General features: G+C 61.2%; 19 protein-coding genes and 1 pseudogene. 6 read left to right on the top strand and 14 right to left on the bottom strand.

The features are described from left to right. Window positions 1–104: 104 nt before the first annotated feature. The 3 genes and pseudogenes from BC1002_RS16665 (at window position 105) to BC1002_RS16655 (ending at window position 1,070) form a co-directional block, all read left to right on the top strand. Complete coding sequence (locus BC1002_RS16665; RefSeq protein WP_013091169.1) at window positions 105–437, top strand: hypothetical protein; 333 nt, start codon at window positions 105–107, stop codon at window positions 435–437. Window positions 438–461: 24 nt separating this feature from the next. Further along, a pseudogene (locus BC1002_RS37735) lies at window positions 462–637 on the top strand (RraA family protein); the annotation flags it as partial. A 19-nt stretch (window positions 638–656) separates the two neighbouring features. Next, window positions 657–1,070 (top strand): hypothetical protein, encoded by a 414-nt coding sequence (locus tag BC1002_RS16655; RefSeq protein WP_013091168.1) that lies wholly within the window; start codon window positions 657–659, stop codon window positions 1,068–1,070. Window positions 1,071–1,092: 22 nt separating this feature from the next. Here the strand turns inward: BC1002_RS16655 and BC1002_RS16650 are convergent, their stop codons facing one another. Genes BC1002_RS16650 through BC1002_RS16635 form a run of 4 tightly spaced genes read right to left on the bottom strand, consistent with a single transcriptional unit; the run spans window position 1,093 to window position 5,496 of the window. Continuing rightward, window positions 1,093–1,428 carry a hypothetical protein gene (locus BC1002_RS16650; protein ID WP_013091167.1) on the bottom strand — a complete coding sequence of 112 codons (336 nt, stop codon included), beginning with the start codon at window positions 1,426–1,428 and terminating at the stop codon, window positions 1,093–1,095. A gap of 35 nt (window positions 1,429–1,463) precedes the next feature. Beyond that, entirely contained in the window at window positions 1,464–2,549 is a 1,086-nt protein-coding gene (locus BC1002_RS16645) for a sugar-transfer associated ATP-grasp domain-containing protein (protein ID WP_013091166.1), read from the bottom strand. A gap of 2 nt (window positions 2,550–2,551) precedes the next feature. Further along, entirely contained in the window at window positions 2,552–3,934 is a 1,383-nt protein-coding gene (locus tag BC1002_RS16640) for an undecaprenyl-phosphate glucose phosphotransferase (protein WP_013091165.1), read from the bottom strand. Between the two features lie 41 nt (window positions 3,935–3,975). Then, window positions 3,976–5,496 carry a mannose-1-phosphate guanylyltransferase/mannose-6-phosphate isomerase gene (locus tag BC1002_RS16635; protein ID WP_013091164.1) on the bottom strand — a complete coding sequence of 507 codons (1,521 nt, stop codon included), beginning with the start codon at window positions 5,494–5,496 and terminating at the stop codon, window positions 3,976–3,978. A 631-nt stretch (window positions 5,497–6,127) separates the two neighbouring features. Between BC1002_RS16635 and BC1002_RS16630 the strand changes: the two genes are divergently transcribed. Next, on the top strand, window positions 6,128–7,435 hold the full coding sequence (locus tag BC1002_RS16630) for an O-antigen ligase family protein (protein WP_013091163.1): 1,308 nt from the start codon (window positions 6,128–6,130) through the stop codon (window positions 7,433–7,435). Here BC1002_RS16630 and BC1002_RS16625 read toward each other — a convergent pair. The 6 genes from BC1002_RS16625 to BC1002_RS16600 form a co-directional block, all read right to left on the bottom strand. Further along, window positions 7,411–8,601, bottom strand: coding sequence for a glycosyltransferase family 4 protein (locus BC1002_RS16625; RefSeq protein ID WP_013091162.1), 1,191 nt, complete (start codon window positions 8,599–8,601; stop codon window positions 7,411–7,413). The two genes, BC1002_RS16630 and BC1002_RS16625, sit on opposite strands and share 25 nt — an antisense overlap. A 49-nt stretch (window positions 8,602–8,650) precedes the next feature. Beyond that, window positions 8,651–9,967, bottom strand: coding sequence for a lipopolysaccharide biosynthesis protein (locus tag BC1002_RS16620; protein WP_013091161.1), 1,317 nt, complete (start codon window positions 9,965–9,967; stop codon window positions 8,651–8,653). A gap of 16 nt (window positions 9,968–9,983) precedes the next feature. Beyond that, complete coding sequence (locus BC1002_RS16615) at window positions 9,984–10,994, bottom strand: glycosyltransferase family 2 protein (RefSeq protein ID WP_013091160.1); 1,011 nt, start codon at window positions 10,992–10,994, stop codon at window positions 9,984–9,986. Between the two features lie 69 nt (window positions 10,995–11,063). After that, complete coding sequence (locus tag BC1002_RS16610; RefSeq protein WP_013091159.1) at window positions 11,064–12,533, bottom strand: hypothetical protein; 1,470 nt, start codon at window positions 12,531–12,533, stop codon at window positions 11,064–11,066. A 6-nt stretch (window positions 12,534–12,539) separates the two neighbouring features. After that, window positions 12,540–13,655, bottom strand: a complete 1,116-nt coding sequence (locus tag BC1002_RS16605; protein ID WP_013091158.1) for a glycosyltransferase family 4 protein — start codon at window positions 13,653–13,655, stop codon at window positions 12,540–12,542. A 59-nt stretch (window positions 13,656–13,714) separates the two neighbouring features. Next, the gene (locus BC1002_RS16600) at window positions 13,715–16,036 is read right to left on the bottom strand and encodes a polysaccharide biosynthesis tyrosine autokinase (RefSeq protein ID WP_013091157.1); all 2,322 of its coding nucleotides are present in this window, start codon (window positions 16,034–16,036) and stop codon (window positions 13,715–13,717) included. Between the two features lie 809 nt (window positions 16,037–16,845). Here BC1002_RS16600 and BC1002_RS16595 point away from each other — a divergent pair. Next, on the top strand, window positions 16,846–17,778 hold the full coding sequence (locus BC1002_RS16595; protein ID WP_176107584.1) for a helix-turn-helix domain-containing protein: 933 nt from the start codon (window positions 16,846–16,848) through the stop codon (window positions 17,776–17,778). 59 nt (window positions 17,779–17,837) lie between these two features. Beyond that, a complete protein-coding gene (locus BC1002_RS16590; protein ID WP_013091155.1) occupies window positions 17,838–18,854 on the top strand; it encodes an ATP-grasp fold amidoligase family protein in 1,017 nt (338 codons plus the stop codon). A gap of 34 nt (window positions 18,855–18,888) precedes the next feature. Here BC1002_RS16590 and BC1002_RS16585 read toward each other — a convergent pair whose 3' ends face one another. The 4 genes from BC1002_RS16585 to BC1002_RS16570 all read right to left on the bottom strand — a co-directional run bounded on the left by BC1002_RS16585 (window position 18,889) and on the right by BC1002_RS16570 (window position 22,749). Next, on the bottom strand, window positions 18,889–19,605 hold the full coding sequence (locus tag BC1002_RS16585; protein ID WP_013091154.1) for a substrate-binding domain-containing protein: 717 nt from the start codon (window positions 19,603–19,605) through the stop codon (window positions 18,889–18,891). 5 nt (window positions 19,606–19,610) lie between these two features. Next, window positions 19,611–20,294: a 4-carboxy-4-hydroxy-2-oxoadipate aldolase/oxaloacetate decarboxylase gene (gene ligK / locus BC1002_RS16580; RefSeq protein WP_013091153.1), complete on the bottom strand. Its 684-nt coding sequence runs from the start codon at window positions 20,292–20,294 to the stop codon at window positions 19,611–19,613. Between the two features lie 2 nt (window positions 20,295–20,296). Further along, window positions 20,297–21,322 carry an amidohydrolase family protein gene (locus BC1002_RS16575; protein WP_013091152.1) on the bottom strand — a complete coding sequence of 342 codons (1,026 nt, stop codon included), beginning with the start codon at window positions 21,320–21,322 and terminating at the stop codon, window positions 20,297–20,299. Window positions 21,323–21,393: 71 nt separating this feature from the next. Beyond that, entirely contained in the window at window positions 21,394–22,749 is a 1,356-nt protein-coding gene (locus BC1002_RS16570) for an MFS transporter (protein ID WP_013091151.1), read from the bottom strand. Window positions 22,750–23,305 lie beyond the last annotated feature (556 nt).

Here is a 23,305-nt window from a genome sequence, read left to right as displayed (position 1 = left end):
GGCCCACTTCCCGATACACTACGCAGCTATTTACCCGCGCGCAGCCCGGCGCGGCGACCACCGCCGCTTCCGCGCCGCCGCCGTCTCATCTCAGGATTCCGGTAATGAAACGCGTAGTCGTATCCGCGCTCGTCGCGCTGTGCATCGCACAGCCGGCCACTCAGGCCGTCGCGCAGACCGTCAGCAATCAATGTTTCGCGCTCGGCGATATCGCCGGCCAGGTCGCGTCGTGGCGCGCCCACAAGAAGACCAAAGCTCAGGCGCTCGATCAGGCCGCCCACTACTACAAGGACCCGTCCGACCGCGCGGCCGTCAATGCGATCATCGAAAAGATCTACCGTCCCGACGCCCCTCACATGACGCCCGATCAGGCGAGCATGGCGGTCACGTCGGAGTGCGCGAACCAGCACAAGGGGCAGGCAGCGCCGGCACAGTAATGCCGGCGAGCCGCCCGCGACGCGCTCGTGATCGATGGCGCGATTCGCGACGTCGGCACGCTGCGGCAGCACGATTTCCCGGTGAATGCGCGCGGCGTCTGCAGCCCAAGGAAGCGGCTGCGCTAGCGTCGATTGCCAACGGCACGTTCGAACGCGGCTGGGTCAACCTGCAGCGCGACCGGATGATGACCGGCTCATGAACCCTTTGCTATCAGCTACATGGCGCACTACCTGAACACTGCAACCCTTCTCGACCTCGCGCGCGCGGCGCAGCGGCGCCTGGAACAACAACCCGCCGCCGCGCCTTGCGATTGCACGCGCACTCTCCTCGACGGCTGGCAATCGCAACCGCTTTCACTCGACGAAACCTTGTTCGAGGAGATCGGCACGCTGATGCCGGAAGACGATCCCGAGCCGACCTTCAGCGAATATCTGCCCAACAAAACGAGCTACTGGTCGGCCGATGCGCCGATCGCGCCGCGCTATTTCCCGTACAACCGCTGCGGCGTATGGCAATGCTCGATGTGCGCGCGACTGTACTTGCGCTACGTCGAAGGCGGCGGTTACTTTGTCGACCGCCGGATTCGCGCGTTGAACGCGGATCTGATCGAGGACGTGCCGCTGCCCGCATAACGCGGTTTGCCATCGCCACGGCTCATGCATCGTCCCTGTCCGCGCGCGCTACGCCCAGCACTTCCTTGACGCGCCGCGCGAGATTGGACAGCACGCTGTCGGAACGCGCTCCGGCCTGCTGTCGATGCGGCATACGCTGCAGATCGTGCCAGTCGGTATCGAGCGCTCGGGCGTGACCGTCGGCGCTGAACGGCCATTCGACCACCACCGCGCGCAAACGCGCGGCACGCGAGCTTCTGTCGGCGCGATCGATATACGCATTGATCGCCGACGCCTCGTGCCGCGCCGATTCCTCCGAATCGAAGGCAATGAAGTCGTTCAGCCCTTCGATGTGGACGCACCATAACTGTTCGCTCACGTCGCGTCTCCCGCTGCGTTTATTGTCCTGCCTGATCAGACCGGTGGCAGCCGTCCAAAGTCAGGTTCGGCCCTGAGACGTTCCCAGTTCAGATCCGCGAAGCACGGGCCTTGCGTCGCCTCGCTGAATTTGACGTCGTTGTGCTTGCCGTTCCACTCCATCAACTTGACCTGGTCGTTCGCGTCGACCGTGAGATCCCAGCCGATGCAGCGCGCAAATGGAATCTTCCTGTGCAGGCGCAGCACGGTCGCCTTGCATTTGTCGAAACAGGGAATCTTCACGCCCGCAAAGTGCACGCCCGAGTCCGGGTGCGCTTCTACCGCGCCCCAGTCGCTCATATACCCCTGGTCGCACAGTTCGCCCGTTTCGAGATTGACCGACACGCATATTTCGCGATCCGCCAGCACATGCGTATCTTCGGCTCGGCCGAGCCGCAAATAGCAGGCCCGAACAGAAATGCGGCCGGCGTCGTCCACCACGGTCGTGAAGCGCAATGTCGCCACCGGTTTGGAAGCGAACGCAGTGAACAGACTGTGCTGGTCGATGAATGTCTGAATCACGCCATTGCCGAGCGACCTTATGACCGCTGGGTCGAAGTTCGCACGGTCGAAGAAGTAGACACCATTGCCCTGTCCGGAACCGTCGAGCTTGAATGCCACGCGCTCGGTATGCTCGAACACGACGTCCTTCAGGTCGCGCTCGGGTACCACGACGCTTTTGTCCGTAAAGAACAGCCCGTTGGCAAAGTACGCCAGGTCCGGCAATTCGTCGCCGTCGAAGATCAGCCGCGAAATCGGCTTAAGGCTCGAAATCTTGCCGTACCAGCCTTTCATATGCGGCACGACGACGATGCCGTAGTAGTTGTCCGGAATCCAGCCTTCCTTGAACGTACCGCAAAACGCGGTATAAACGCGCAGCCAGGGCGCGTAGACCGGGTCGCCGAACACGTCTCGCGCATAGGTGTCCGCGAGCCGCAGGTTGTTCGGATCGGCCTTGCCGTATTTGCTTTCGAGTCGCTCCAATATTCTTCTCGCCTGCAAGCCATGATCATGGTGAAAGCGGTAAAGCGAGACCCGCTTTGCTGATCGTCTCACAACGTTTTCAACTCCGGATAGCATCATGCTTAGTACGCGTTTGGATGATGAAGCCCCTTGAAAATCGTGGCAAGAATGATCTTCATGTCAAGCCAGAACGACCAGTTGCGCAGGTAGTACAGATCGTGTGCGACCCGGCCTTCCATCTTTTCGAGGCGATCGGTCTCGCCGCGATACCCGTTGATCTGCGCCCAGCCGGTAATGCCGGGTTTGATCCGATATCGATGGATATAGCCCGACACGATGTTCTGATAGAGATCGTCGTGTTCGAGCGCATGCGGACGCGGCCCCACCACCGACATATCGCCGCGCAGCACGTTGAAGAACTGCGGTAGTTCGTCGAGACTCGTGCGGCGCAGGAACGCGCCGACGCTCGTAATGCGTGGATCGTCGCGCGTCGCCTGTTCGAGAATGCCCGGCTTCTGCTCGTGCAAGCGCATCGTGCGGAACTTGTAGATCGTAAATACGCGGCCGTCGGCGCCTTTGCGGCGCTGCTTGAAGAACACCGGCCCGCGCGAGCTCAGTTTGACGGCAATCGCGCAACCCAGCAGGATCGGCGAAATCGCGATCAACGCGACGAGCGCGAACAGACGGTCGAACAGGTCTTTTTGCACCAACGCCTTGGGCGGCAGCGGCGACGCGGCGAGATTGATCGTCGGCAAGCCGAGCAACTCGGTCATGCTGCCTTCGAATAGCGCAAGCGAGCGCACGTCGGGCATGAAGCGCACATTGATCAGGTCGTTGCGAAACTCCGCCACCAGCTTGAGAATAGCGCGCTCCTCGGTGAGCGGCAGAGCCAGCCACACTTCGCCGATCTGCTGCTCGCGCACGTAGCGAGCGAACGCCGCCTGTTGTTCGAACACCTGCACCGACGGGTGCGGAGAAACGCAGCAGTCGGGGTGCAGGTTATACAACGCATTTGCGCGAAAGCCGGCCGCGGGCGACATCTCGATCTTGCGAATGATTTCGTCACAATGATCGCCGCACGCCGCCACCGCGACCTGCTGCAAGTTCATCCCCGCATGGCGCATGCGGCCGAGCAGCGCATGCGTGACCAGCCGGCCGGACATCATCGCGGCGCCCGAAATGCCGGTCCAGTACACGAACCAGAGGCGCGACACGAAGTCGATCCGGTGCAGCGAGAACATCAGCGCCATCGCGCAGGCCTGCACGACGAGCCAGCCGAGCGCCACCTGGCTCGCGAGCACTCTTTTCGAGCGGCCGCGCCAGGACTGGTACACGCCGAGCGACGGAAAGACCGCAAGTGCAAACGCCGCGGCAAAAGCGACGAACGCGAAATATAAGCTCCGTTGCGAGCCGCCGTCGAAGCGTATCTGGGAGGCCGCGAAGGCCCCAGCCACGATCATCGCGACGTCGAACGCTCTCGCCAGTAGACCAGTCAGCAATCGCATCACAGCCCCCTCATAGGACGTATCAGGTCGACTTCGTCGCATCAGCCACAACGCCCGTACTTGTCGTCGAAGCGCACGATGTCGTCTTCGCCGAGATAAGTGCCGGACTGTACTTCGATGATCTGCAGCGGTACGCGGCCCGGATTTTCGAGCCGATGGCGGACACCCAGCGGGATATAGGTCGATTCGTTTTCGCCGAGCAGAAACTGCTCTTCTCCACGCGTGACGAGCGCGGTGCCGCACACCACCACCCAATGCTCGGCGCGATGATGATGCATCTGCAACGACAGACGGCCGCCCGGCATCACGACGATGCGCTTCACCTGAAAGCGCTCGCCATGATCGATCGAGTCATAAAAGCCCCACGGGCGGCGGACTTTTCTGTGCGCATCGGCTTCCGGCGACTTCTCGGCCCTGATCCGCGACACGAGTCCCTTGATGTCCTGCACATGGGAGCGATCCGCGACGAGCACCGCGTCGTCGGTTTCGATCACGATCATGTTGTTGGTGCCGACGCAAGCGAGAAGCCTGCCTCCTTGCGAGCGTGCATAGGTCGCGGTGGCCCCTTCGAACAGCACGCGGCCGTTGGCCGCGTTACCGCAGTCGTCCTTCTCCATCGCCTGCCACACGGCATCCCACGAGCCGAGATCGGACCAGCCCGCTTCGAGCGGCACCACCACGCCGGAAAACGCCGACTCCGGTTTGCCGAGCTGTTCCATCACCGCATAGTCGATCGAGTCGGACGGCGAACCGAGAAACCCGTCGGCGTCCGGCATGATGCATTCTTCAGTCTTCTTCGCGTCGCGATACGCCTGAACGCAGGCCGCGTGCATGTCCGGCTGAAACTGCTCGATGATTGCGAGCCAAACCGACGCCCGCACGACGAAGATGCCGCTATTCCACCAGTAATTGCCCGACGCGACGTACTGTGCCGCGAGTTCCGCCGCGGGCTTCTCGACGAAGCGTTCGATGCGACGCGCGCCGTCTGGCAACGCATCACCGAGCCGGATATAACCGAAGCCCGTGTCGGGCCGTTCGGGGGGCACACCTAGCGTGACGATCGCGCCGTTGCGCGCATGGGTTGCGGCGATGCCGAGCGAGCGATGCAGCGCCTCCAGATTCGCGATCGCGTGGTCGGCTGGCATCGCGACGAGGATCGCGTCTTCGTCTTCCGCGCATGCCGTCAGCGCGGCAAGCGTTAGTGCCGGCGCCGTGTCGCGGCGCGCGGGCTCGACCACGATCCGCGCGTTCACGCCGATTTCGCGCGCCTGTTCGTAAGTGGCGAAATAATGCTCGGTGCCGCAGACGATCACCGGATCGGCCGCGACGTTCCATGCGGCGTCGAAACCCGCCATGCGTCCCATGGTCGCTTGCAGCAAAGTCTGCTTGCCGATCACGTCGATCAGTTGCTTGGGAAACTGTTCGCGCGACACCGGCCACAACCGGGTGCCGGAACCACCGGCGAGAATCACCTGCACGAGCGTCGGGAACTCCGACTCGCCAGAATCCTGTCGTATCGTTTCGACATCCGTTGCGGCTGCTGCCGCGGTAACCTTACCCATCGCAAACTCCTTCGCATTGAAACCGGCTCGGGAACGCGTCTTCCTGGACGACACCGCACAACGCGGTGTGCCGCGATCCACGCAAATACCGTCTGATGTGATTTATCGACAGGGCGTCCGCGTCAAACGGACTAAACCAGTAGTTCAGTTCGCAGTGATAGATGCACGCGCCGGCGGCGAATCCGGCTCGTGCTGGAAGTACGGAAACTGACTGGCAGAATCGCAGCGGTCTGCTCGACAACGACGACCGGAAAACGATTGAAACGAAAGAACGAATGTGGCGACGACGTACATCGGATCTGGTCGACGTCGCGCCCCGATGAATTCATCATAGTGAGAGCGCCTTGCGACACAGGGCAACTGGCGCGAAGCGCGGAAGTTTTGGCGGCGCTCGCGGACTGGATTTCGCAATCTTGCGAACGAGCTTGCACTTCTATTGCAGGGCGCACGATGGAAATAAGCAGCGACACGTGCTACCGTTTAATGAACGTCCCGTGGCATTCCTGTCAAAGATAAACAGCGGTGTGATCCCGCGCGGCCACATGTGAGTTTTCCGCTGTTCCCAATCTCGCCATCATCCAGCGCATGGGCACACCCCAACCGGCGCGCCATCCGTTTTTCTGGAGTTGCAATGGCCTATCTTTCGCTACTCGCACTTTTCATGACGGTCACGAACTTCGTGCCCATCAGTGCGATCGGCTTCGTCCCGTTGCTATTGCTGGCATGGCGCTTTTACGGCCGCACTTATCCCTCGTTCATCACGCCGCTTACCGCTTTCACGGTGCTCGCGATCATCTCGACGCTGCTTTATGATCCGCAGTCGTTCCTCGAATTCGATTTCTATCGGCGCGACGGCAATTTTTTCATCTCCTATCTGCCGATTTTTGCCGGCTGCGTGTATGCGCATCGCTGGGATCTGAACAAGGTACTGCGTACGCTGTTCATCTTCGCAGTCGTCATCAATCTGCCGATGTACGCGTACTTCATCGCAGAGAACGGCCTGTTCAGCATCTTCACTCGCCCTAACGACAGCTTCGGCAGCTACTTCATTGCCCGCAACGCGGCCGGCGGCTTTCTGGCCATGCTGTTCTGTCTCGGCGTGGCCTGTTACCTGCAGAAGCGCAGCAAGCTGCTGATCGTGCTGCTCGTCTGCAATGCGCTGATGCTGTTTTCGACCTATAGCCGCGGTTCTCTGCTCGGCGCGGCGGCGGTTCTGCCCTATCTGTACTTTGGCCGCAAGCGATGGATTCTCGGCACGCTGATCGCCGTGCTGCTGCTCGCCTCCGCCGCCATCGCGATCTACCATACGCAGCCGAACGTCGACTACATGGGCTATACGTTCGCGATTCATGCCAACGACGCCAAGGTCAACAACCTCAACATCCGCTACGAGTGGCTATGGCCGCGAGCGCTCGCGTATTTCGTGCAAAGCCCGCTGGTCGGTCTCGGCTTCGGCTCCTTCGACGACCATATCGGCAGCCTCTCCTCGTACTTCCATCTGTTCGCGGTGCCGTCCGACATCGTGATCGAACACAGCGACTCGCACGCCCACAACTCGTACCTGAATATCCTCGCCGAGCTCGGCGTCGTGGGCTTGACGCTGATCCTCGCGTTCTTCTGGAAACTGGTCGAGTGGAGCAAACAGGGAGCGGCATATGCCGCGTTGGTCGAGGGGGGCCGCCAGTTCGCGGCGTTCCGCTTCGTCGAGATTTCGTCGGTATGCCTGCTGGTGATGTCGGCAACCGAGCATCGGCTGGTCACGCCGTCGAATGTATTGATTCTTTCTCTGGTGATCTCGCTGCTGCTAGCCGCGCGTCCGCTGGCGGCCACCGCATTCAGGCCCGGCCCGCGCGGAGCGCGCAAGGCGGGCATCGTGGGCGCGCGAGCTACACCGCCCGTGCCCCGGCGCCCGACTCAGGGCGCAACGTCGGCCAGATGACGTTCTTCGGCCGGCAGCGACTGGCTCGGCGCATACGGAAGAAACTGTTCGACGCACGCATAAGGGAGCCGCGCATCGACGAAGCCCATCAGCGCCTTCTTGAAGTTCTCCGACGAAAAGCGCTCGGCATTCTTGCGGCACGCCCGTGCATCGAATAAGGCGGCGTTGCTTTCGAAACGGATAACGGCTTCGAGCAGGGACGCGGTGCTTTGCTCGCCGAAGAATACCCCGGTGGGCCGCTCGAGCGGCAATCCCACCACCGATTCAAGCGCGCCGCCGCGGCCGAAGGCTATCACCGGCGTGCCGCATGCCTGCGCTTCGACCACGGAAATGCCGAAATCTTCTTCCGCCGCAAACACGAATGCACGCGCGCGACGCAGGTGATCGACCAGCACGTCGGACGGCTGATGCCCAAGGATCTTCACGTTGTCGCCGGCGACCGCCTTGATCTTCTTCATCTCGGGACCGTCGCCGATCACGACCAGCTTGCGCTCAGGCGTTTGTGAAAAAGCCTGAACGATCAGATCAATACGCTTATAAGGCACCATCCGCGACGCCGTCACGTAGAAATCCTCTTTCTCCGTACCAATGGACATATTCGCCAGATCGACCGGCGGATAAATCACGGTCGCTTCGCGCTGATAGGCCTTCCTGATCCGCCGCGCAATGAACTGAGAATTGGCAACGAGATGATCGACGCCATTCGCGGAGCGCGAATCCCAGCCGCGAATGTAGTGAAGCAGCACGCGCGCCAACGCGGAGCGCAGTCCCCGGTCGAGATGGGATTCGCGCAGGTACTGATGTTGCAGATCCCACGCATAGCGGATCGGCGAATGAATGTAGCTGATATGCACCTGGTTCGGCCCGGTCAACACGCCTTTGGCGACCGCGTGCGAGCTCGAAATGACGAGATCGTAGCCGGACAGATCCACCTGCTCGATCGCAATCGGCATCAACGGTAGATAGGCGCGGTATCGTCTTCGCGCAAATGGCATCTTCTGGATGAAGGACGTATTGACGGACTTCCCCTTCACGCACTCGCGGTCTTCGAGAAAATCGACAATCGAAAAGACGTCCGCATCCGGGAAGCACTCGATGATGTTCTTCAATACTTTCTCGGCGCCGCCGGACACTACCAGCCAATCGTGAACAATAGCGACTTTCACTTCGACCTCCTGTGACAATCCACCCAAACTCCCGCACCCACGCGCCACCTCAATCGTCCTTTGCGCCGCCTGCCTGCGTACGAAGCCCGCACACCACCCGCACCCGCGCGAGCGCCCGCTCGGCTCCGGGCAACACCCCGACCAGCTCGAGGCGAATCAGCACGCTGAGCAGCGTCACCGACAGCGCCGCTTCGCCGATCACCCGAGCAGAGGCCATGCCAATCGCGCCGAAACGCGGCGCGAGAACCAGCGCCGACGCGAGATTGACCAGCGCCGAGGCGACGCCCGCAATCGCGAGTACCCGGTCTTTCCTGCGCGGTACGAACACATACATCGCGACGAATTCATTGAAGGCCGCGAACGGGAACATCCATGCAAATACCTGCAATACGTGCACACTCGGCTCGAACGCGGCGCCGAGAATCAGCGGCAACACGAACGGCGAAAGCGCCAACGCGCCGCACAGCACGAGCACGCCATAGCCGAACAGCAACACGGCGCCGCGTCGCGTCGTTACGTGCGCGCCCGCCTTGTCGCCCTGCGCGAGCTGCCGGGTTATCGTCGGAATAAAGACCTGCGCCGCGGGGGCCATCAGGCTCAGACCAATCGTAGCGAAACGCTCGGCCGCGCCGAAATAGCCGACCTCCGCCGGCGTCGCGAACAAGGTCAGCAGATACGTCGACGATGCCGTCAGCACGACGGAGCCCGACGAATAGCAGAACAGCATCGTCGACCTGCGCACGAGCGGCAGGACGCCGGAAAACGCCAGACGCGGCCAACCGAGTTGCCACGTCGTCAAACCATAGGCAATGACCAACGACACCACACCTGCAATCAGCAGGCTCGCCAACACCCATACGGCGTCGTTCGGTCCTTTGACGAGCGTCAGCACCAGCACGAGACTCAGCGCGAAGCCGAACACTTCGATCATGACCGGCGTGCGAATCTGTTGCCGCCCCTGAAACAGCCAGCCGAGATTGCACGCCGACACGATGCCTAGCAAGGTGGCGAGCATGCCGATCAGAGGCTGCTCCGCCAATAATGGAGAACAGAACGTCGCAATGATGCCGATGCCCGCGCCTATCACGGCGAGTACCAGCCGCGCGCTGACATGCAGCGAGTAGATCGCATTGCATTCCTGAGTCGACTGCGCTTTCGCCACCTCACGCATGCCGACAAAGGTGAAGCCGAAGCCGACGAGCATCCAGATCACGTTCATCAGCGACATCGACGCGAGTACCCGGCCGTATTCGGCCACGCCAAGCACCCGGCCATAAAACGGCACGACGATCATGAGGTACACGTACCTCATGAAATAGCCGACGTACACAAATACGATTAAGTTGGTGCTCGTTCGTCTATCCATGCCGTCCTCCTTCGCCTCAGCGTCCTGCGACGCGACGGCGCGCAAGCGGATTCGCGATATAACGCACCGCGAAATCCGACAGCGGCGAGTAAGGCACGAGACACAGGCTCGACAGTACGAGCGTGCCGAGCTTCTTCTTCAGGCTCCAGAACGGATTTGCAATGATGGTGTGCAGATAGTTGCGTGAATCTCGGATCATCCAACGCCAACGCCTGAAGAGCGTCGCGCGATAAACGGAAGAGCAGAATGTCGCTTTCTCGTGTGAGAAGTCGAGAAACGTGGCCGGTAATTCTATGTCGAGCCGGTCTTTTGCAATATTGCGCAAAATGGCCCAGCGCATGTTGAACGCGCGCGGCGCTTTCGTCAGTTGTTCGGAGTTCGCGAACGACACCGTTTCGCTGCCCGCGTTATGCACGCGGTAGCCGCCTAGCGACTTCGATACGGTCGCTATCGGTCCAGCCAGCGCGACGCCATAGATCGCGTAAAAGTCCGCGCCATAGCGATTCACGCCCTCTTCGGGGACCGGGAAGATCTGCTTGAGCGCACTCACCCGGTAGGCATTGCCCGACGCCGGCGGCGACGGATAGAGCCAACCGCCGCGCAGCAGACTGCCGCAGTCGGGGGGCGGCTCGCTATTCGGCACGTAGGCGCCCGTCAATGCACCTTCGCTGTCCATCACGTCGAGCCGGAATTGCACCTTGGCCCACTCGCCGTCCTCGAAAAAGCGCATGACTTCGGTGACGGCGGATGGGTACAGCACGTCATCGGAATCGAGAAAGATCACAAACTCGGTGCTGAGCGACGCAATTGCATGGTTGTAGGCGGACACCTGTCCGCCATTTTTCTTGCACAGCGCCACTACGCGCTCCCCATAGCTTTCGATGATCGCGCGTGACCCGTCGGTCGAGCCATCGTCGACGATCATCACCGTAGTCGCCGGATAGTCCTGCGCGAGCGCCGAGTCGATCGCCGCTGCAAGATAGTGCTCGTAGTTGTAATTGCAAATCGCAATGGTGACCTGTTTCATGATGTGTCAACGCTATCCGTCAGGTTCGGTCCGCCGGCTCCCGGCGGCCGTCAAGCTCGCGAAATCTCGCTATGCCACCGCCGGCGCCGCACTACGTACCACGAGATAAGCCAGATGTTTGGGCGGATTGTTACCAGCACCATTCACCTTGTCGGGTACCTTGAATCGCACGTTCATCGAATCGTTTTCCCAACTCAATGCAACATTGCCCGGTGCGCTCGCCTCGCCGCTCAGCGCATCGATGAAATCGGCCTTTACCGCGTGCGCGCGCAGCGCCTGCAGCCCGCCGATGGAAATGTTCTGCCAGCCCGCGCTGCTGCTCACCTGCATCACGAGGTCGTTGCCGGAAAGCAAGGCATTTGCAGCAACACCCGGACCGCCTTGCAGCGGCTTTGAAAAACTGGCCAGATGCCCACCCACGGTTTCTTGCAACACGACCAAGCTTCGACCGGAAACGTTGTAGGTTCGTTCAGGCGGACCGGGGTGCGTGAGACGATACGGTTCATAGCCTTCCCAGTGATAGATCATCGACAGGTACTTGTTCGGATCGTCCCAATTCCTGCCGAGCGCCCACACCGCGAAGTCGAAGAAATAGCGCGGCAAATAGTGCGGGTCTTTCATGTACTCGTTGCCGATCTCCGTTTGCCAGATGCCGCGCGCGGGACCGTTCTTCACGTACTTCTGGTACAGCGATTCCATATCGCCTACCGGCAAATAGTGCGTGTCGATGTAGTCGACCCAATCGAGCATGCGCTCTTTCAATGCCGGACTGCGATATTCGAGCCAGCGGTAGAAGTTATCGAGCCCCCCCTGGTCGGGCCAGCCGCCATACACCACATACGCGCGATAACTGCGAATGATGCGGGCCGCCGGAATATGAACCCGCTCGACGTAATCCTGCATCGCGCGTTCATACGGTTTCGAGCGTTTTTCGTCCTTGCTGAAGCCCGGGCCGCGCCAGAACACCGACTGCTGCAAGCCGCCGGACAATCTTCCAGCCGCCTCGTTCCAGATCTGGAAATAGCGCAGGTTATAAGGCGGCGCCGAATACTTGCGGACCACCGCGTCGACGTACTGCTTCCATGCATCCACGTCGACGGGTGCCGAATTGCTTTCGCCCGGCACGCTCGCATTCCATCTCGGCGTATAGCCGAGCATTAGCAGCGAACCGATTCCATTGCGTTCGTTTCTCAGCAGCCTGGACGGCAGATCGACATCGAACGCCGAGCTGGTTTTGTCGATGCGCATCGCCTCGCCGCGCCGCTCAGGTTGACCAGGGCCGACCGAGTCACGGCCCCAGCTGATGCCCATCGCTCGCCACATCTCGATGTCGGCGGCCGATCCGGCCCAGCCGTTGGTGCCGATCAGATCCGTCATCATGCGGGCGCGCGCGTTCGCGGGCGCTGGCTCCGGTACCAACGCGAGAGCGGGCCTGATATCCGACAACGGCGCGACCGCACCCGCCGCCAACGCGGCCAGTGTGCGCAATGTGCGTCGTCTGCCAGCACGGGTCTTCATGCGATCCATGTTCGTGCCCATCCATCGCTAGCTCGCTGACGCGCGCGGTGCCAGTTCTGGCACCCGCTCGCCGGTCTTTACATCGAGGATTTCGAGCACCTGTTGCGCCGCGCGCTCCCAGCGAAACTCGCGTGCATGCAGCAGCCCAGCGCTGCGGTATTGCTGGCGAAGATCGGCGTCGCTCATCATCTGCGCGATCTTTGCGGCAATGTCGTCCGCGGAAGTCGCGTCGCAGTACATCGCGGCATCCCCGCACGCTTCCGGTATCGACGTACGCGCCGACGCAATCACCGGACAGCCGCAATACATCGCTTCAAGAGGCGGCAGGCCGAAGCCTTCGTACAACGACGGAAACACGAGGCATCCAGCGTTCTCGTATAGCCCCTTCAGCTCCTCGTCGGACACGAATCCGGCCCACACCACCTGCCGGGAATGCAGCGGATGCTCGACGCCCGCACTGCTGAAGATGCGCGGATACTGTTTTCCGACGATGACGAATTTCACATCGCGCAGATGCCCGAGCCGCGCGATTGCATCGAGCACGCCGCGCAGATTCTTGCGCGGGTCGAGACTGCCGACAATCACGCAATAGGCGTCCTTGTTCAATTCGAGCCGTTGCAGCACCGACGGGTCGGCTACGATCCGGTCGAGATGATCCGCGCCGGGCGCCACCACTTTCACACGCGATTCGTCGATTTTCAGGTGATGGCAGATGCGCATTTTCGAATACGTCGACACCGTCAGAACGATAGGATTCGTGCGGGGCAATAGCGTGAAAACGATGCGATACCAGAGCCGGAATTTCCTCGAAAAGCCTTGCGGCACGTCGAAGACGGCCATGTCGTGCACCATCACGACCTGACTGTGCTTGAACAGCGGATTCGTATTGCACAGACTCAGCAGCGTGATGCCGCGTGCCGCGATTGGCAGCGTAATCTGCTCCCACAACGTGCCACGCAGCCACGGAAAGCGCCGTTGCGGTTTGAGCAGCGCCCCGGGCTCGACCGCGTTTTGTGGCAGGAACAATTCCGGTTCATCACCGGGCGCGGCGCGCATCTGCATGGCCCTCGTCAGCTCATACGCCACGCGTTGAACCCCTGTGATGGTCTGCGAAGTAAACTTTCCGTTGATTGCAAAGGCCATCTGGTTCTCCGTTTTACGCCATCGCGAACGCGCTTTACCGCGTTGGGGTCTCCACACGCTCAGGCGCCTCGCGGCGCTTGCTGCCCGGCGTCGTTCTCGCCGAAATCGCTGGCATAGTTCGTTTCGTAACCATAATTCTTCCTGCTTCGACGCAGCGGAATGCCGTTGAACACCGCGCCCGCGATGCGACCTTCCGCGCGCTCCACCTTTCTGATGGTGTCGGCGATCTCCTCCTCGCTTTGCATACCCGAACGCAGCACGAGCAGCGAAGCGCCCGCCTCGTTCGCGACGATCGAGGCGTCGGTGACCGCGAGGAAAGGCGGCGTATCGATGATCACCAGATCGAACTGGCTCGACAGCCGTTCGAGTACATCCTTCAGGCGCGGCTTCATCAGCAGCGCGGCGGGATTCTCCGGGCGCACGCCGCACGACAGGAACGTCAATCCGTCGATACGGGTCGAGCGCAACGCATTACGCAGCGGCAGACGTTCGGCCAGTACTTCAGAGAGGCCGCCGCGATTGCTCTCGTTGAACAGCGAGGCGAGATGCCCGCGCCGCATATCGGCATCGATCAGCACCACGCGCTGGCCGACTTCCGCGTGCAGGATCGCCAGATTCGCGGCGACGAAGCTCTTGCCGGCGGACGGCGTGGGGCCGATGATCATCACGATGTTGTTGCGTGCATGCGCGAGATCGCGCGTGACTGCAGTCCGTACGCTGCGCAGCGCTTCGACCGACGTGTCGTGCGGAAAGCGCGCGGCAAGAATCCTGTTCTGAATGCCCGTGTCGAGCTGAATCTCGTGCAGGCTCTTCTGCAGCGGCGGATGGGCACGCCCGGTCGCTGGCGGCAGAGACTTGCGCCCCGCGGTCGCATCGCGATCGAGCAGCAGTTGCTGATGGCTGAACAGAATCTCGCCAAACACCGGCACGCTCATCTGGCGCTCGACGTAGCGCGGGTCGGTCACGCCGATCATCACGTGGCGGCGCATGAAGACCAACACGACGCCGGACACGATACCGAGTACCAATCCACCGCCGAGCACGAGAATCGGCTGCGGCATCACCGGCATATGCGGCCTGATCGCCTGATCGAGAATATGCGCGCCGCCCGTCGTGCTGGCGCGGCGCACCTGCAATTGTTCTGCCTTCTGCACCATGCCGAGATACACCGTTTCCGCGACCTTCTGCGCGCGGATCAGATCGACGCTCGCGCGCTCCGACGCCGGCATGCCGTTGAAATGGTCGGAGAATTTCGCTTTCGCTTCTTTCAATTGCGCCAGTTGCTCGTCGATGTTCTGCACCCAGCGGCTCTGCGGCGTATAGCGCTCGAGCATTTGCGTGCGCTGCAATTGCAACGTCGCGATCTGCTTGTCGAGATCGAGGCCGCCCTGCAAATAGGCTTGCGCCTCGCTGGTCGGCTGCATCGATTGCGAGTTCGAACGGAAGTTCTTCAGCGCTTCCTCGGCTTTTCGCAGATCGCCGAGTAGGCGCGGGAGTTCGCCGTTAATGAACGCGAGCGTCTGCGTGTCGTTCGACTGCCGGCTCGCCACCGCGGATGCGAGGTATTGCTGTCCCAATGCATTGGCGACGGCCGCGGCCTTGTCCGGACTCTTGTCGCGGTACTGGATTTGCAGCAGCCCCGAGTCTTTCACCTTGTCGCCGATCTTGATCAGATTCTCGAAGCGCTTGATCGCATCGAGTTCATTCCAGCGGATCACTTCGAATTTCGTGCCCGGCCGCGCAGCGAGTTCCTTCACGAGCATCGACACGCCGTTCTGCTTGACCGGCATGCCGACCGTGCCGCTCGCCAGCAACTCGCCGGAAGGGCCATGCAATTCGAAGGCGCCATTGTCGAGCGCGGTCAACGTGAGCTTCTCTTCTTCGAGATCGCGTGGCACGTCGAGCGCGGCGATCTGCACGCGCTCGCCGCCCCATGCAAACGATTTCAGACCGAGCCACGGCGCGGAAGGCTGTCCCGGTGTAGCAAATTTTTCGGCGATGTCGCCGAGCACCGGAAGCTTGTGCGGCTTTACCGAAATGTCGAAACGGAACTGGTCGATCACTGGCTGCAAAACCGACCGGCTTTCCATGACCGCCATTTCCGTTACCGACGACGGCGTCGGTGGCGGCAACAATTCCTGGTTCTGCAACGCAAGTCCGAGCGCATTTGGCTCGGGTGGGTCCACACGAACGATTACGTCGGCGGAATAGATGGGTGTGGCAATCAGAAGATACGCGACCGCGAGCGTGAGGACGACGACCGTCGTCACCACGATCTCCCAGATGTGGTCACGCATTAGCGTGAGCATCCCGCTGGCAGTGAGTTGTCTGCGCTCGGTATCAACAGCGGGATAGAGCGAATTTTGCGGATAGTAATCCACCGGTCTGATCCTTGCAGGTTGATGAAACAAAGCGATCGGCGATCGCTTTGCGTCGCCACGTCGCTATTTATGCCGCCGGCCGGATAGACCCTCGATTGGCTGGCAGCACGGCGAAGCGACGTGCTGTGTCGGGTTAGGTCGGGGAGCCGTGTTCGGGACCTCTCGAACCACGGAAGGCTACACACCTATTGCTTATCCACCGCGGCAGTGCCGATTGTTCTTCTCACGAATCAGGGAATGCGGTGCCCGCCATTCACGTAATCCGCGATTGACAATTTCTCTCTCGATGTTGCGGTGAAGCATAGTCCGCAAAGGAACGAGGCATTCGCCGGCGGCCCAAAGTAGGGTGCTATTGGCCGATAATGCGGAGCCTTTTACAAATGAAACAGAAGCTGGAAAGGCTTGTTGCGATCTGCAATTGCTGTAACAGAGTTATACGACAGGCCCCATACATCGCGACAGAACGCCAAATGCATCGCTTGAGTGCAAGAAATGCCGTTCTTATCTCGCGAAACGTGCCGAATCCGCGCCACTCGGCGCATTCCGACGATGCCCTGGCTTCTCGCCTGCAAAAATCGCGCTAATTGATCTGGAAAAAAATTCCGTGCAACGTTAATTAGTAGCACGCAATTCAGCGAATAGTGAGGTAAGAATTTCTCAAGTTCTGACGATTACGCCAAAACACCCGCGCATGCCGGCCAAGCTCGTCCCGCCCAAATCGATGCGCTAATCTCAATGCGTAGATTTTCCTGACTGGAGAAGCTCGCGTGATGAAGCACATTGGTCTATTCGTCTTTCAGGATTGTTCCATGGCAAGTACCGGCGCGATCGGCGACGCGTTTCGGCTTGCCAATGAGTTCAAGAGAACGGCTGGCGAAGAGGCGCCATACCGGTTTACCGTGGTATCCGACGGCGGCGGTCTGGTGACCAGTTCGTCCGGCATATCGATCTGGACGCAAGGCCTCGAACGCTATTGCCTTGCAGATTTCCACGCGTTCTTCGTGGCCTGCCGCGACGTCACCGAAGTTGCGGAATCCAACGATCGGTTTCTGTCGTGGATCTCGCTGCAAGGATCGATCGCATCTTTCGGCATGCAACAGGGTGCGAATCTCGCGGTCGTCTGCAACGATCCGCTGCAATCGATCGTGCCGATTTTTCTGTTCGACGACAGCGGTGACGCCGCGCGCACGCAAAGCAATGTGACGCCGACCGATCTCGCGCTCGCGCAGATCGAACGCGACATCAATACCGACACGGCCCGCAAAATCGGCCGCATCCTGCAAACGGGCTACGCGGAGAAGAGCCGTTCGGAGCTCGACGACGTCAATATCACGACGACGACCGAAAAGATTCGCGAATCGGCGCGCTGGATCAAGGAGAACTACAGCAAGGCTATTTCGGTTGCTCAGGCGGCCGAGTCGGTGGCGATGAGCAAACGCAATTTTCAGCGCCGTTTCAAATGCGAGTTTGGCATGACGCCACTCGAATATCTGCTGCGTACACGCTTCGAGATCGTTCGCTCGATGCTGAAGAACACCGATTTGCCGGTCGATAAGATCGCGCGTCGTTGCGGAATGGGCGACGGCAATCGGCTCGGGCGGCTATTCAAGGAGCGCTATGGCATGTCGCCGACGCAATTCCGCGCGCAACAGCACGTGGATGCGGAGGAACGCTGGCTGACACCGGAAGAAAGCTGGAGCGCCGCGACCGAGATGTTGCGGCAAGCGCCACTGACGCTTTGATTTCAATTCCCTGTTACTCCGAGCACGATTCGTCGGCTCGACCGCAAAGGGATTAGAACATGACGATCATCAAAACCGGCGAACTGGGCGCGGAGGACGCGGCCGTCGCGCCGGAAAACATGGCCTCCCTACAATCCGGTGACAGTGCCGTGGCGGCGCGTGGCGAGCGGCCGGGTCTGCACGCAGGCGCGCATTCCGCGCAGGGACAAGCGCCATCTACTGTCAGAAAGATCAAGGAAGCGGCGAAAACCTTATTGCCGGATGCCGTTTTCCTAAGCCTGTTACATCACAAATGCACTGGCCGTTATCCGAACCTGATTCGTCCAGTGACGTTCAATGAGAAGATCCTGCAACGCAATCTTCGCCCTGATCCGCGTTATATCGACCTGACCGACAAGCTGCTGGTGCGGAACTATATTGCCCGGAAGATCGGTGATAAGCATTTGATACCGCTGATCTCAGCGCCCGACGCATTCACGCCCGAGGTGTTCGACGCGCTACCCGATGCTTTCGTAATGAAAGCCAATCACGGCAGCAGCTTCGTCGAAGTGGTGAGAAACAAATCGGAGACCTCGTTCGAGAAGCTGAAGAAGCTCGCCGACCAGTGGTTGCGCACCGAATTCTATTACGTGGGGCGGGAGCGGCACTATCGTTCGATCGAGCCGCGCATCTTCTTCGAGCAGTTGCTGCTCGATCAGCGCGGCCAGATTCCGGCGGATCTCAAGATGCACTGCTTCGGCGGTCGGCCCGAGGGTCCGATCATCTATATCCTCGTGATCTCCGACCGGTTCGGTAACGCGACGCACGGCGACGTGTACGACGTCGACTGGAATCACCTCGATATCGCAATCGGCGACTACAAGCGCAGCGCGGCACCCGGTCCGCGCCCGCCGAATCTGGATGCCGTGCTCGATATCGCGGCCCGTCTGTGCGAAGACTTCGACTATGTGCGCGTCGACCTGTATGCGCCGGACGACCGCGTTTATTTCGGCGAGCTGACATTTACGCCCGGCGCGGGTGTGCTGCCCTTCACGCCGGACAGTATCGATTACGAGTGGGGCAAGCTGATGGCTTGAACCCGCTTTCAATCGCAGCGTTTGGATTCCGCCATCAAGCCGGCAACATGCCGTTTTGCAGTTTTGCGCCGTCGGCCTCGCGCGAGGCCAGAAACGTCAACAACGCCCGCGCCGCTTCACGGTGGCGCGCCGCCGTGCAGACCGCGGCGGTGAAAGTCGTGGTGGACTGGATGGCGGCAGGAAGCTCGCCGAGCACGTCGATGCCCGGCACGTGAATCAATTCGCTCATCTGCTGAAAGCCGAGCGCGACTTCTCCGCGCGCGACGAGCGTGCCGACCGGCACTCCCGGCGGCGCCTTCACGATACGCGAAGCGATCTGCCCGGCAATGCCCCAGCGTTCGAACAGCTTTAGCAGATGCGTGCCACTCGGCCCGGTCGAGTAACCGATGCTGCGCGCACCGAGAATCGCGTCGCGCAGTGCCGCTTCGGTCGCGATGTCCGGCTGCGTTGCTCCGGCCGCGACCGCGACCGCGATGCCCGAGCGGGCGAGCCCGACGCGGCTCGCCGCCTCGACGTAGCCCGTCACCACGAGCCGCTCGATCGCGTCCGCGGCGAGCACGACGATATCGAAGACTTCGTCATTCTCGACGCGGCGCGCCGCATCGACGCCGCCGACCGATTCGATCGCGACGCTCTGCCCCGTGCGCCGCTCGTACGACGCAGCGAGTTCGGCGAGCACCTGGCGTGTCGCCATCGACGAAATGCCGGTGATCGGCGCGCGCGCGGCTTGACCGTTGATCTCGGCGACCACGCCCGTCAGTCCTTGTAACGCAGTCCGGCCTGCTCGAGCGGCCCGCGCATGTTGTACATGTCGAGACCGAGCACACCGGAGGCAAGTTTCGCGCGCTTCTCGGCTTCGTTCGCCTCGCGCGCCGCGGCCTTGTCGAGCACCGCTTGCGCGACGGCCGCCGGCACCACGACTACGCCATCGTCATCGGCAACGACGACGTCGCCCGGCGTGACCAGTGCGCCCGCGCACACGACCGGAATGTTCACCGAGCCGAGCGTCGCCTTGACCGTACCCTTCGCGGAAATCGCCTTGCTCCAGACCGGGAACTTCATTTCGGTCAGCACGCTGACGTCGCGCACACCGGCGTCGATGATCAGCGCATGCGCGCCGCGCGCCTGGAAGCTCGTTGCAAGCAGATCGCCGAAGTAGCCGTCGGTGCTCTCCGCGGTGACGCCCGCGACGACGACGTCACCCGGCCGGATCTGTTCGGCCGCGACGTGCAGCATCCAGTTGTCGCCCGGTTGCAGCAGCACCGTGACAGCCGTGCCGCTCGCCCGTGCGCCGGTATAGATCGGACGCACATACGGCTGGAGCAGGCCCGTTCGGCCCATGGCCTCATGCACGGTGGCCGAACCGAGCGCGCCGAGTTTGGCGGCCACGTCCGCATCCGCGCGCTGGATGTTGCGATAGACGACTCCGATTTCGTACATGATTACAGCCCCTTCGTTTTCAGCAAGGCATCGAGACGCGGATAGACGCGCCGTGCGTTGCCTTCGTAGATCTTGTAGCGCTGCTGCGGGTTCATATCCGCGGCTTCAACGTAGCGCTTCGTGTCATCGAAATAGTGACCGGTTTCCGGATCGATGCCACGCACCGCGCCGATCATCTCGCTCGCGAACAGGATGTTGTCCACGGGAATCACGCGCGTAAGCAGATCGATACCCGGCTGATGATAGACACAGGTGTCGAAAAACACGTTGTTCAACAGATGGTCCTTCAGCAACGGCTTCTTCATTTCCTGCGCGAGACCGCGGAAACGGCCCCAGTGATACGGCACCGCGCCGCCGCCGTGCGGAATCACGAAACGCAGCGTCGGGAAATCGCGGAACAGGTCCGAGGTCAGGCATTGCATGAACGCGGTGGTATCCGCATTCAGGTAGTGCGAACCGGTGGTGTGAAAGCAAGCGTTGCAGCTCGTGCTCACGTGAATCATCGCGGGAATGTCGTACTCGACCATCTTCTCGTAGATCGGATACCACGAGCGGTCCGACAGCGGCGGGCTGGTCCAGCGGCCGCCCGAGGGATCGGGATTCAGATTGATCGCGACGTTGCCGTACTGCTCGACGCATTTGACGAGTTCAGGAATACAGGTGGCCGGATCGACACCCGGACTTTGCGGCAGCATCGCGGCCGGCACGAAGTTCTCGGGAAACAGCTGGTTCACGCGATAGCACAGTTCATTGCAGATCGCGGCCCAGGTGCTGGACACTTCGAAGTCGCCGATGTGGTGCGCCATGAAGCTCGCACGCGGACTGAAGATCGTCAGATCGAGGCCGCGCTCGCGCATCAGTTTCAACTGGTTGTTTTCGATCGACTCCCGCAGCTCGTCGTCGCTGATCTGCAATTCCGACACCGCCGGCATCTCGGACGGACTCTTGATGCCAGCGATCTGGCGGTTACGCCACGTCTCCAACGCTTTGGGCGCGGTGGTGTAGTGGCCGTGAATGTCGATGATCACCGTGATTCCTCAGTAGATGAATTTAACCAGCGGCGCGCGCGAACCGCACGCGCGCCACGTCACTGCGTGCGTCAATGCGCGGTATTCGGCTGCGCCGCCGTTTCGGTGCTGCCCACGCGCTGGCTCACCAGGATGGCGATAGCGGCCAGCGTAGCCGGGATCGCAAGCATTGCGAGGATCGCGCCGAACTGCCAGCCGAAGCCGAGCAGCGCGCCGCCGATCGCCGAACCGAAGATGCTGCCGAAGCGCCCCATGCCGAGCATCCAGCTCACGCCGGTCGCACGCGCAACGGTCGGGTAGCGGCCGGGCGCAAATGCGTTCAGACCCGTTTGCGCGCCGCTCATGCAGAAGCCCGCGGCAAACACCAGCAATGCGAGCGACGACGACATCGCGCCGATGTAGCCGAGCCCGAGCACGCACACTGCACCGCCGATATACGCGGCGCTGATGACCGGCGCCGGACGCGCCTTGTCCATGATCCAGCCGACCAGGACCGCGCCGATCGTGCCGCCGATCTGGAACATCGCCGTGACGTTGGCCGCGGTCGTGACCGACAGACCCGCATCCTTCATCAGCGTCGGCAGCCAGCCGGTCAGCAGATAGATCACGAGCAGGCCCATGAAATACGTGACCCACAGCGCGATCGTCATCGAGCCATAGCCTTGCGAGAACAGCACGCCGATCGGCTTGCGCGTCGGCAGCGGCGGTTCGTTCGACACGAACACTTCATTGCCGGCGAAACGCACGCCGCACACACGGCCGAGCACCTTGCCGATACGCTGTGCAGGCGCGCCGCGCACCGCGAGCAGACGGGCCGACTCAGGCAGCAGCCAGATCTGGAACGGGATCAGCACGAGCGGCAGAGCGCCGCCGAAAATCAGCACCGAGCGCCAGCCGTGAACCGGAATCAGCCAGCCGGCCGCGAAGCCGATCAAAGCCGAGCCGAGATTGAAGCCCGTGAACATCACGGTGATCAGCAGCGCGCGCTTGCGTTGCGGTGCGTACTCGGACAGCAGCGTCGTCGAGTTCGGCATGGCGGCGCCGAGGCCGACACCGCTCAACAGACGCAGTGCCGCCATCGAGAACGGCGATTGCGTGAATGCAGTCGCAATCGTGAACACGCCGAACAGAAACACCGACGTAATCAGCACCCACTTGCGGCCGATGCGGTCCGATGCAGGACCCGCGAACAATGCGCCAATCACGAGACCGATCGGCGCCGCGCTCATCACGAGACCGAATTCGGGACGCGAAATACCCCAATCATGAATGATGGAAGGCGCGACGAAACCCATGATCGCGACGTCCATGCCGTCGGCGGTCACGATCAGAAAGCACAGCACTACCAGCAGCCACTGGTAGGGTGAAATCGGCCGTTCATCGATGAACTTCTTGATATCAATTCTGTTACCGCTGGTAGTACTCATCAAAACTCTCCTGTCTCCTTCACTGGCCTCATCACGCGCTCGACGCGGGTTGCTTCGCAAAGTACGTCGTAACCATGGTGGCGATGGGGCCCCTACACGGCATACTCAAACAACTGGCGTGACGGTACGGTTCGTCCTTCGTGGGCCAAAGCGCGGGTTAACCATATGGTCGGAGCGAGTATCCGCATATTCAGCGTTCCGCATAGCATCGTCGGAGCTCGTCCGATTCGTGCAAAGCCGCGCCGGACAGGCGTTCAACCCAGGTCCCACGCCCCTCGAAGCGGCCCTGCCGAACGCCAGTTGGTGCAGCAACTGATAAACAAAACAGATGATGCGGGAACGAACTCGCATACAACGGCAGCGAGACGCCCCGCTTTTGCGATCGACGTGAATGCACCGCGCTGGTGGCGGATCTACTCCGCGAAAAGGGCTCAATAAAAAACCGGCATGACCGCGCCAAGGCCATCCCGCTTCGGGATCAGCCGGCCTCGCGGACCGGTTCGTACTCAATGAGCGCTGTGCAAGACCCGGTTTAAGGTTCGCCGCCAATGGCGAG

It is taken from the genome of Paraburkholderia atlantica, assembly GCF_000092885.1.
GTDB classification, from domain to species: Bacteria; Pseudomonadota; Gammaproteobacteria; order Burkholderiales; family Burkholderiaceae; genus Paraburkholderia; species Paraburkholderia atlantica.
This window is presented reverse-complemented; position numbering and strand designations above follow the sequence as displayed.

What these genes read in the sequence shown, in the direction of transcription:
- BC1002_RS16620 (WP_013091161.1), bottom strand. Translation starts at nt 9,967, where the DNA reads ATGGATAGACGAACGAGCACCAACTTAATCGTATTTGTGTACGTCGGC.
- BC1002_RS16590 (WP_013091155.1), top strand. Translation starts at nt 17,838, where the DNA reads ATGACGATCATCAAAACCGGCGAACTGGGCGCGGAGGACGCGGCCGTC.
- BC1002_RS16610 (WP_013091159.1), bottom strand. Translation starts at nt 12,533, where the DNA reads ATGGGCACGAACATGGATCGCATGAAGACCCGTGCTGGCAGACGACGC.
- BC1002_RS16595 (WP_176107584.1), top strand. Translation starts at nt 16,846, where the DNA reads ATGGCAAGTACCGGCGCGATCGGCGACGCGTTTCGGCTTGCCAATGAG.
- BC1002_RS16570 (WP_013091151.1), bottom strand. Translation starts at nt 22,749, where the DNA reads ATGAGTACTACCAGCGGTAACAGAATTGATATCAAGAAGTTCATCGAT.
- BC1002_RS16645 (WP_013091166.1), bottom strand. Translation starts at nt 2,549, where the DNA reads ATGATGCTATCCGGAGTTGAAAACGTTGTGAGACGATCAGCAAAGCGG.
- BC1002_RS16605 (WP_013091158.1), bottom strand. Translation starts at nt 13,655, where the DNA reads ATGGCCTTTGCAATCAACGGAAAGTTTACTTCGCAGACCATCACAGGG.
- BC1002_RS16640 (WP_013091165.1), bottom strand. Translation starts at nt 3,934, where the DNA reads ATGCGATTGCTGACTGGTCTACTGGCGAGAGCGTTCGACGTCGCGATG.
- BC1002_RS16665 (WP_013091169.1), top strand. Translation starts at nt 105, where the DNA reads ATGAAACGCGTAGTCGTATCCGCGCTCGTCGCGCTGTGCATCGCACAG.
- BC1002_RS16630 (WP_013091163.1), top strand. Translation starts at nt 6,128, where the DNA reads ATGGCCTATCTTTCGCTACTCGCACTTTTCATGACGGTCACGAACTTC.
- ligK (WP_013091153.1), bottom strand. Translation starts at nt 20,294, where the DNA reads ATGTACGAAATCGGAGTCGTCTATCGCAACATCCAGCGCGCGGATGCG.
- BC1002_RS16655 (WP_013091168.1), top strand. Translation starts at nt 657, where the DNA reads ATGGCGCACTACCTGAACACTGCAACCCTTCTCGACCTCGCGCGCGCG.
- BC1002_RS16635 (WP_013091164.1), bottom strand. Translation starts at nt 5,496, where the DNA reads ATGGGTAAGGTTACCGCGGCAGCAGCCGCAACGGATGTCGAAACGATA.
- BC1002_RS16615 (WP_013091160.1), bottom strand. Translation starts at nt 10,994, where the DNA reads ATGAAACAGGTCACCATTGCGATTTGCAATTACAACTACGAGCACTAT.